This window comes from Pseudomonas sp. NPDC087804 (assembly GCF_044742965.1).
Lineage (GTDB): Bacteria > Pseudomonadota > Gammaproteobacteria > Pseudomonadales > Pseudomonadaceae > Aquipseudomonas > Aquipseudomonas rustica.
On record NZ_JBIUVN010000018.1, the window covers coordinates 93,537 to 101,743 of the forward strand.

Sequence of the window (8,207 nt, forward strand, 5' to 3'; positions counted from 1 at the left end):
TCGACAGCTCCTACGGGGATCGTGCAATGAGCGGGACAATGCCTTTAAACTGCGCCCCATGATTAAAGATCCTTTTGCAAGACTTGGCCTGGACCGTGAAGTCCTGACCGTCAGCCAGCTCAACGGCCGCGCGCGGGTGTTGCTCGAAGACGTATTCAGCAACATCTGGGTCGAAGGCGAAATCTCCAACCTCGCCCGACCGGCGTCCGGCCACATCTACTTCACGCTCAAGGACAGTGGCGCGCAGGTGCGCTGCGCGCTGTTCCGGCAGAACGCCGCGCGCGTGCGCCAGGCGCTGAAAGATGGTTTGGCGGTGAAGGTGCGGGGCAAGGTCTCGCTGTTCGAAGGCCGTGGCGACTATCAGTTGATCCTCGACACCGTGGAGCCTGCCGGTGACGGCGCGCTACGTCTGGCCTTCGATGCGCTGAAAGAAAAACTCAGCGCCGAAGGCCTGTTCAGTGCCGAGCGCAAAGTGCCGCTGCCCGCGCATCCGCAGCGCATCGGCATTATCAGTTCGCCGACCGGCGCGGTGATTCGCGACATCATCAGTGTGTTCCGCCGCCGGGCGCCGCAGGTTCAGTTGACGCTGATTCCGACCGCCGTACAGGGCCGCGAAGCCACCGCACAAATTGTTCGTGCGCTGAAAATGGCCGATGCCCGTGGCTTCGATGCGCTGATCCTCGCCCGTGGCGGCGGCTCGCTGGAAGACCTGTGGTGTTTCAACGAAGAAGCCGTGGCCCGCGCCGTCGATGCCTGCGTGACACCGATTGTCAGCGCGGTTGGCCATGAAACCGATGTGTCGATCAGTGACTTTGTTGCTGACGTTCGCGCACCGACGCCATCTGCGGCTGCCGAATTGCTCGCGCCTGATTCCAGCCATCTGATCCGCCAGGTCGAAAGCCTGCATCGCCGCCTGGTGATGCGCATGCGTGACCGTTTGATGCGTGATCGTCTGCGCCTCGAAGGCATGGCGCGTCGCCTGCGTCATCCCGGCGAACGTCTGCGCCAGCAAGCGCAACGTCTGGATGATCTGGACATGCGCATGCGCCGGGCCTTCGAGCGCAGTCTCAATACCCGTCGCGAACGGCTGATCCGTCTGGAAACCCGCCTCGCCGGGCAACACCCAGGCCGCCAGTTGGCGATGTTGCGCCAGCGTCTAGACAGCCTCGCCGAGCGTCTGCCGCGTGCCATGCGTGAAGGCCTGAAAAACCGTCGTCTGCAATTGCACAGTCAGATGCAGACGCTGCACGTGGTCAGCCCGTTGGCAACGCTCGGTCGTGGTTACAGCATTCTGCTCGATGAGCGCGGCCATGCGATTCGTAACGCCGCGCAGACCCACACCGGCCAGCGCCTGAAAGCCAAACTCGGCGAAGGCGAACTGCAAGTGCGCGTCGAGGACAATCACCTGACGCCTGTCACCCTTTCTTTACTGGACTGATCCATGCCGCGTTTTCTGGCTCCACTGTTTTTGCTCTGCCTGACCTTCAACGCCCATGCCGACAGCTACATCACCCGCATGCTCAACAAACCGGTGCCGGGTGGCGTCGCCGTGGTTGATCTGGGCACGGCCGCGCAGGCGCCGACCGCCACCTATCAAGGCAAACCGGTGCTGGTGGTCAAGGAACAGGACAACTGGCTGGCAATCGTCGGCGTGCCGTTGACGGTCAAACCGGGTGCGCAGCAGATCAGCAGTGGCGGCCGTAATCTGCCGTTTACTGTCGGCAACAAGAAATACCCGGAACAGCACATCACCCTGAAGAACAAGCAGCAGGTCAATCCGGATCAGTCGAACCTCAAGCGCATCGAGGGTGAGCTGGCCGTGCAGATCAAGGCCTATCGCAGTTTCAGCCCGAATACGCCGAGCAATCTGTTGTTGGACAAACCAGTGAATGGGCCGCTGTCGAGCAAGTTTGGTGTGCGCCGCTTCTTTAATGGTGAAGAACGCAATCCGCACGCCGGTCTCGATTTCGCTGTACCGGCAGGCACGCCGATCAAGACCCCGGCGGCGGGAAAGGTGATTCTGATCGGCAATTACTTCTTTAATGGCAACACGGTGTTTGTCGACCACGGGCAGGGCTTTATCAGCATGTTCTGCCATATGTCGAAGATTGATGTGAAGGACGGCCAGCAACTGGCGCGTGGCGCGGTGGTGGGCAAGGTGGGCATGACCGGCCGCGCGACCGGGCCGCATATGCACTGGAATGTCAGCCTGAATGATGCGCGGGTGGATCCGGCGATTTTCATTGGTGCATTTCAGCCTTAAATATGTATTGAGGCGACCGGCCTCTTCGCGAGCAAGCCCGCTCCCACATTGGATTTGTGTTGTGAACACGATCCACTGTGGGAGCGGGCTTGCTCGCGAAGGCGGCCTGACCAACCCACAAATCCCCCTGACACCCGACCACCCTCAATTGCGCCCCAATCTAACCTCACGCAAACTTCAACAAGATCCGCTGATTTACTCGCAATAAAATCCTGCAAAACCCCGCATTCCGAGTATTCCTCTCAATTTTTTTCGACTGCTTGCCATCCTCTCCCCTCGCGGTTAGGGTTGAAGGCATGAAAACCTCTCACACCCTCATTCAGCTTCGCCAGCACCGCAGCCTGTGCCTCGTCAGCGCACGACTGCCAAGCTGAATCGCTGTGCCTCGCCCAGAGCTTTTCCCAACATATTCGTAACACCGGCAGGCCGCCTTTTTTCGGCCCAGACAATAAGGAATTTCCCGATGAGCATGCTCAAAGACCCGTCTTCGAAATACCGCGCGTTTCCTGTCATCAACCTGCCGGATCGCACCTGGCCGTCGAAGACCATCGACACCGCGCCGATCTGGTGCAGCTCCGACCTGCGTGACGGCAACCAGTCGCTGATCGAGCCGATGGACGCGGTGAAGAAGCTGCGCTTCTGGAAAACCCTGGTGCAAGTCGGCGTGAAGGAAATCGAAGCCTCGTTCCCGGCCGCTTCGCAAACCGACTTCGACTTCGTGCGCACCCTCATCGAAGAAGGCCACATCCCGGACGACACCACCATTCAGGTGCTGACCCAGGGTCGTGAAGACTTGATTGAGCGCACCTTCGAATCCCTGCGCGGCGCGAAGAAAGCCATCGTTCACCTGTACAACGCCACCTCGCCGTCTTTCCGTCGCATCGTCTTCAACCAGGACAAGGACGGCATCAAGGCCATCGCCGTGAACGCCGCCAAGCTGTTCGTCAAATACGCCGCGATGCAGCCGGACACCGAGTGGACGTTCGAATACTCGCCGGAAACCTTCAGCGCTACCGAGCTGGAATTCGCCAAGGAAGTCTGTGACGCGGTGATCGAGGTGTGGAACCCGACGCCTGAGCACAAGATGATCCTCAACCTGCCCGCCACCGTTGAGTGCGCAACGCCGAACATCTACGCCGATCAGATCGAGTGGTTCGGCCGCAACATCAACCGTCGTGACAGCGTGATCATCAGCCTGCACACCCACAACGACCGTGGCACCGGCGTCGCGGCAACCGAGCTGGGCCTGATGGCGGGCGCCGATCGCGTCGAAGGCTGCCTGTTCGGCAACGGCGAGCGTACCGGTAACGTCGACCTCGTCACCGTCGCACTGAACATGTACACCCAGGGCCTCGACCCGCAGCTGGACTTCTCCGACATCGACGGCGTGCGCAAAGTCGTCGAAGAGTGCAACCAGATTCAGGTTCACCCGCGTCACCCGTACGTTGGCGACCTGGTGCACACCGCGTTCTCCGGCTCGCACCAGGATGCGATCCGCAAAGGTTTCTCCCAGCAGAAACCGGACGCACTGTGGGAAGTGCCATACTTGCCGATCGACCCGGCCGACATCGGCCGCAGCTACGAGGCGGTGATTCGCGTCAACAGCCAGTCGGGCAAGGGCGGCATCGCGTACTTGCTGGAGCAGGAATACGGCATCAGCCTGCCACGTCGCATGCAAATCGAATTCAGCCAGGTCGTGCAACGTGAAACCGATCGTCTCGGTCTGGAGATGACCGCCAAGCAGATTCACTCGCTGTTGATCAGCGAATACCTGCAAGCCAACACCCCGTACGCGCTGGTCAGCCATCGCCTGCAGGAAGAAAACGGCAACAGCAATGTTGAAGTGGAAGTGGCGAGCAAGGGTCAGGGCGAAACCAACCTGCACTGGCGCGGCAAGGGCAACGGTGCGCTGGAAGCACTGGTCGCCGGCCTGCCGATTCCGGTGGAGATCATGGACTACAACGAACACGCAATCGGCGCCGGCACCAACGCCAAAGCGGCGGCGTACATCGAGCTGCGTGTGAACGGCGAACGTGCGGTACACGGCGTGGGTATCGATGAAAACATCACCACGGCCAGCTTCAAGGCCTTGTTCAGCGCGCTGAACCGCTCGCTGAGCCAGCCTGAGGCGAAAGCGGCGTAATCGACTGCTGAAATGCAAAAGGCCCCGAAGCTAAAGCTTCGGGGCCTTTTTGTTCAAGATCAAAAGATCGCAGCCTTCGGCAGCTCCTACATTGGGATTTCGTACACCCTGTGCGATCGTTCCCACGCTCTGCGTGGGAATGCCTCAAGGGACGCTCTGCGTCCAGTGACGCGGAGCGTCACGGGCTGCATTTCCACGCAGAGCGTGGGAACGATCAGCAAATGTGGGAGCGAGCCTGCTCGCGAAGGCGTCCTGTCAGGCGCTGCAGGAATCAGGTGAACTCGAACGTGTCGGCATCCAGATTCGCCGGAAAGCGCTCGCGATACGCCGCCAATGGCGCCGCTTCCAGCACCACCTTGAACACACCGTCCGCCTCCCCCGCCGCCAGCAAGCTCTCGCCCTGAAAATCCAGCACCTGACTGTCACCGGTATAAGCGAAGCCCTTGCCATCAGTGCCAACGCGATTCACCGCCGCCACATAGCAAAGGTTTTCGATCGCCCGTGCTGGCAGCAAACGGTTCCAGTGCAAACGCCGCGCACCCGGCCAGTTCGCGGTGTACAGCAGCAAATCCGTATCCTGCGAATCACGGCTCCACACCGGGAAGCGCAGGTCGTAGCAAATCAGCGGACGCACACGCCAACCCTTCAGTTCGAACTGCACCTGCCGCTCGCCGGGGGTGTAGTGGTTGTGCTCACCGGCCATGCGGAACAGGTGACGCTTGTCGTAATGCAGCACTTCGCCGTCCGGCCGCGCCCACAACAGACGATTACGATGGCTGCCGTCTGCCGCCTGAATAATCACGCTGCCGGTAATCACCGCATCGAGTTTCGCCGCCTGAACGCGCAGCCATTTGCTGGTCGGGCCGTTCTCGGCTTCGGCGAGCGTTTCTGATTCCATGGAGAAACCGGTGGTGAACATTTCCGGCAGGATGATCAAATCCGCCCCACGCGCTTGCTCCAGCAATTGCTCGAAATGCTCGAAGTTGGCCTGACGGTCGTGCCAGGCCAGGGTGGTCTGGATCAGCGCCAGATTCAGATCGGGTAATGCACTCAGATCACGCATAGTTTCGCCGCCGCTTCACGCAGCGTCTCCTCGCGCTTGGCAAAGCACAGGCGCACCAAGCGCTGGCCTTGCGGTGGATTCTGATAGAACACCGACACCGGAATACTTGCCACGCCGTGTTCGCGGGTCATCCACATGGCCATCTCGACGTCGTTCAAATCAGGACGGATCTGCGAGTAGTCGACCAGTTGGAAATAGGTGCCCGCGACACGGCTGAAGGTGAAGCGCGACGGGGCCAGCAGGTCGCAGAACAGGTCGCGTTTGGCCTGATAAAAACCCGGCAACTCTTCGACGTGCTCCGGGTGCTCGGCCATGTAATCGGCCAGCGCGTATTGCAGCGGTGTCACGCCGCAGAAGCTGACGTACTGATGGACTTTACGCAGTTCGGCGGTCAGTGCCGGCGGCGCGACGACATAGCCGGTTTTCCAGCCCGTGACGTGATAGGTCTTGCCGAACGAGCTGACCACGAACGCGCGCTGATACAGCTCTTCGTGCGCGAGCACGCTGACGTGGGGCACGCCGTCGAAGACCAGGTGTTCGTAGACTTCATCGCTGATCAGGTAGATGTCGCGGTCGCGGATCAGCGCTGCCAGTTGATCCAGTTCCGCGCGGGTGATCAGGGCGCCGCTCGGGTTGTGCGGGGTGTTGATGACGATCATTTTCGTGCGCGGGCTCAGAGCCGCCGCGAGTTGCTCGAAATCGATGGAGAAGTCATCCGGGTTCAGTTGCACATGCACGCAACGACCGCCCGCCAATTCCGTCGCCGGTGCGTAGCTGTCGTAGCATGGATCGAACACGATGACTTCGTCGCCGCTGTGGATAACCGCCTGAATCGCACAGAAGATGGCTTGAGTCGCACCGGGAGTGACGGTCACTTCGCTGTCGGCATTGACCTGCACGCCGTAGCTGCGCGCGATTTTCAGCGCAATCTGTTCGCGCAGCGCCGGCAAACCGGTCATCGGCGAATACTGGTTGTGGCCACTGGCAATGTGCCGACCGACCGCATCGCGCAACGACTGCGGGCCGTCGAAATCAGGAAAACCCTGGGACAGGTTGATCGCGCCGGTCTGCGCCGCGAGCTGAGACATCTGCGTGAAAATAGTGATGCCGACATTCGGCAGCTTACTGGTGATCATCGGGGGTTCCCTGCTCAACACCCGGCTCTGACGACGGCGCGGGAGAGCCCGAGGATAGCCCATCCGGCGCCCATAAAAAAAGGGCGCCGGATGGCACCCTTCTCTCAAGTTGATCGTTCCCACGCTCTGCGTGGGAATGCAGCCTTGGACGCTCTGCGTCCGCCGCTTTTGTGACGCAGAGCGTCACGGGATACATTCCCACGCGGAGCATGGGAACGATCAATGACCCGCGACCTTACTTCTTGTCGCGGCGCTTTTTGTCGGCTTTTTTGCTGTGCGACATCATCCGACGCTTCCTGTTGACCTGGCGGTCGGTCAGGGTGTTTTTGTTGCCTTCGTACGGGTTCTCGCCGCCCTTGAACTCGATGCGGATCGGCGTACCGACCAGTTTGAGCACACGACGGTAAGTGTTCTCCAGATAGCGCACATACGACTTCGGCACTTTCTCGATCTGGTTACCGTGGATCACGATGATCGGCGGGTTAGCACCACCCAAGTGGGCGTAACGCAGCTTGATCCGGCGGTTGTTGACCATCGGTGGCGCGTGCTCGCCCACCGCGTCTTCCAGAATCTGGGTCAGACGGTTGGTCGGCCAGCGGGTAACCGCGGACTTGAACGAGTTCTGTACGGATGCGTAGAGGTTGCCCACGCCAGTACCGTGCAGTGCCGAGATGAAGTGGATGTCGGCGTAATCAACGAAGAACAGACGACGCTGCAGCTCGACCTTGACGAAGTCGCGCTCGCTCGGCGTCATGCCGTCCCACTTGTTGATCGCGATCACCAGCGCACGGCCCGACTCGATGGCGAAGCCGAGCAGGTTGAGGTCGTGGTCGACCACACCTTCACGGGCGTCCATCACAAAGATCACCACGTTGGCGTCTTTGATCGCTTGCAGGGTTTTGACCACGGAGAATTTTTCGACTTCTTCGTGGATCTTGCCGCGCTTGCGCACACCGGCGGTGTCGATCAGCGTGTACTTCTCTTCATTCCGCTCGAACGGGATGTAGATACTGTCGCGGGTGGTACCGGGCTGGTCATAAACGATTACCCGGTCTTCACCGAGCATACGGTTGACCAGGGTCGATTTGCCGACGTTCGGACGACCGATGATGGCGATCTTGATCCCGTCTTTTTCACTCGGGCCAGGAATGCGCTTGGCTTCCTCACCTTCGGCAACGATTTCTTCTTCGCCGTCTTCCGGCTCTTCTTCATCACGCGGGAAATCACCCAGGGCGATTTCCAGCATCTGCGTGATGCCACGGCCGTGAGCACCAGCGATTGGAATCGCGTGGCCCATGCCCAGTGGTGCGAATTCAGCGCGGGCCATTTCCGGGTCGATGTTGTCGACCTTGTTGGCAACCACGTAGGAACGCTTGTTACGTTTGCGCAGGTGTTCGGCGATCATCTGGTCGGCGGCGGTGAAACCGGCCTTGGCATCTACCAGGAACAGCACAACATCTGCTTCTTCAATGGCCAGCAGCGACTGCTCGGCCATTTTTTCGTCCATACCGTGCTCGTCACCGGAGATACCACCGGTGTCGACCAGAATGTAGGAACGCCCTTGCCACTTGGCCTCACCGTACTGGCGATCACGGGTCAGAC

General features: G+C 60.2%; 6 protein-coding genes. 3 read left to right on the forward strand and 3 right to left on the reverse strand.

Translation table 11 applies throughout. The annotated features are described in order from the left end of the window. Window positions 1-58 precede the first annotated feature (58 nt). The 3 genes from xseA (at window position 59) to leuA (ending at window position 4,406) form a co-directional block, all read left to right on the forward strand. The gene (xseA, locus tag ACIOMO_RS20155) at window positions 59-1,438 is read left to right on the forward strand and encodes an exodeoxyribonuclease VII large subunit (RefSeq protein WP_008082520.1); all 1,380 of its coding nucleotides are present in this window, start codon (window positions 59-61) and stop codon (window positions 1,436-1,438) included. Window positions 1,439-1,441: 3 nt separating this feature from the next. Next, complete coding sequence (locus tag ACIOMO_RS20160; RefSeq protein WP_282354647.1) at window positions 1,442-2,263, forward strand: peptidoglycan DD-metalloendopeptidase family protein; 822 nt, start codon at window positions 1,442-1,444, stop codon at window positions 2,261-2,263. A 463-nt stretch (window positions 2,264-2,726) separates the two neighbouring features. Then, window positions 2,727-4,406 carry a 2-isopropylmalate synthase gene (leuA, locus tag ACIOMO_RS20165; RefSeq protein WP_053123514.1) on the forward strand — a complete coding sequence of 560 codons (1,680 nt, stop codon included), beginning with the start codon at window positions 2,727-2,729 and terminating at the stop codon, window positions 4,404-4,406. Between the two features lie 271 nt (window positions 4,407-4,677). Here leuA and ACIOMO_RS20170 read toward each other — a convergent pair whose 3' ends face one another. From ACIOMO_RS20170 to der, 3 genes are all read right to left on the reverse strand, one after another. Next, a complete protein-coding gene (locus tag ACIOMO_RS20170) occupies window positions 4,678-5,469 on the reverse strand; it encodes an amidohydrolase (RefSeq protein ID WP_212548801.1) in 792 nt (263 codons plus the stop codon). Then, window positions 5,457-6,605, reverse strand: coding sequence for a pyridoxal phosphate-dependent aminotransferase (locus ACIOMO_RS20175; RefSeq protein ID WP_401243154.1), 1,149 nt, complete (start codon window positions 6,603-6,605; stop codon window positions 5,457-5,459). Before ACIOMO_RS20175 ends, ACIOMO_RS20170 begins: the two co-directional genes overlap by 13 nt. 235 nt (window positions 6,606-6,840) lie before the next feature. Next, window positions 6,841-8,207, reverse strand: a 1,367-nt coding sequence (gene der, locus ACIOMO_RS20180) for a ribosome biogenesis GTPase Der (protein ID WP_401243157.1), incomplete at its 5' end; no start/stop codon positions are given.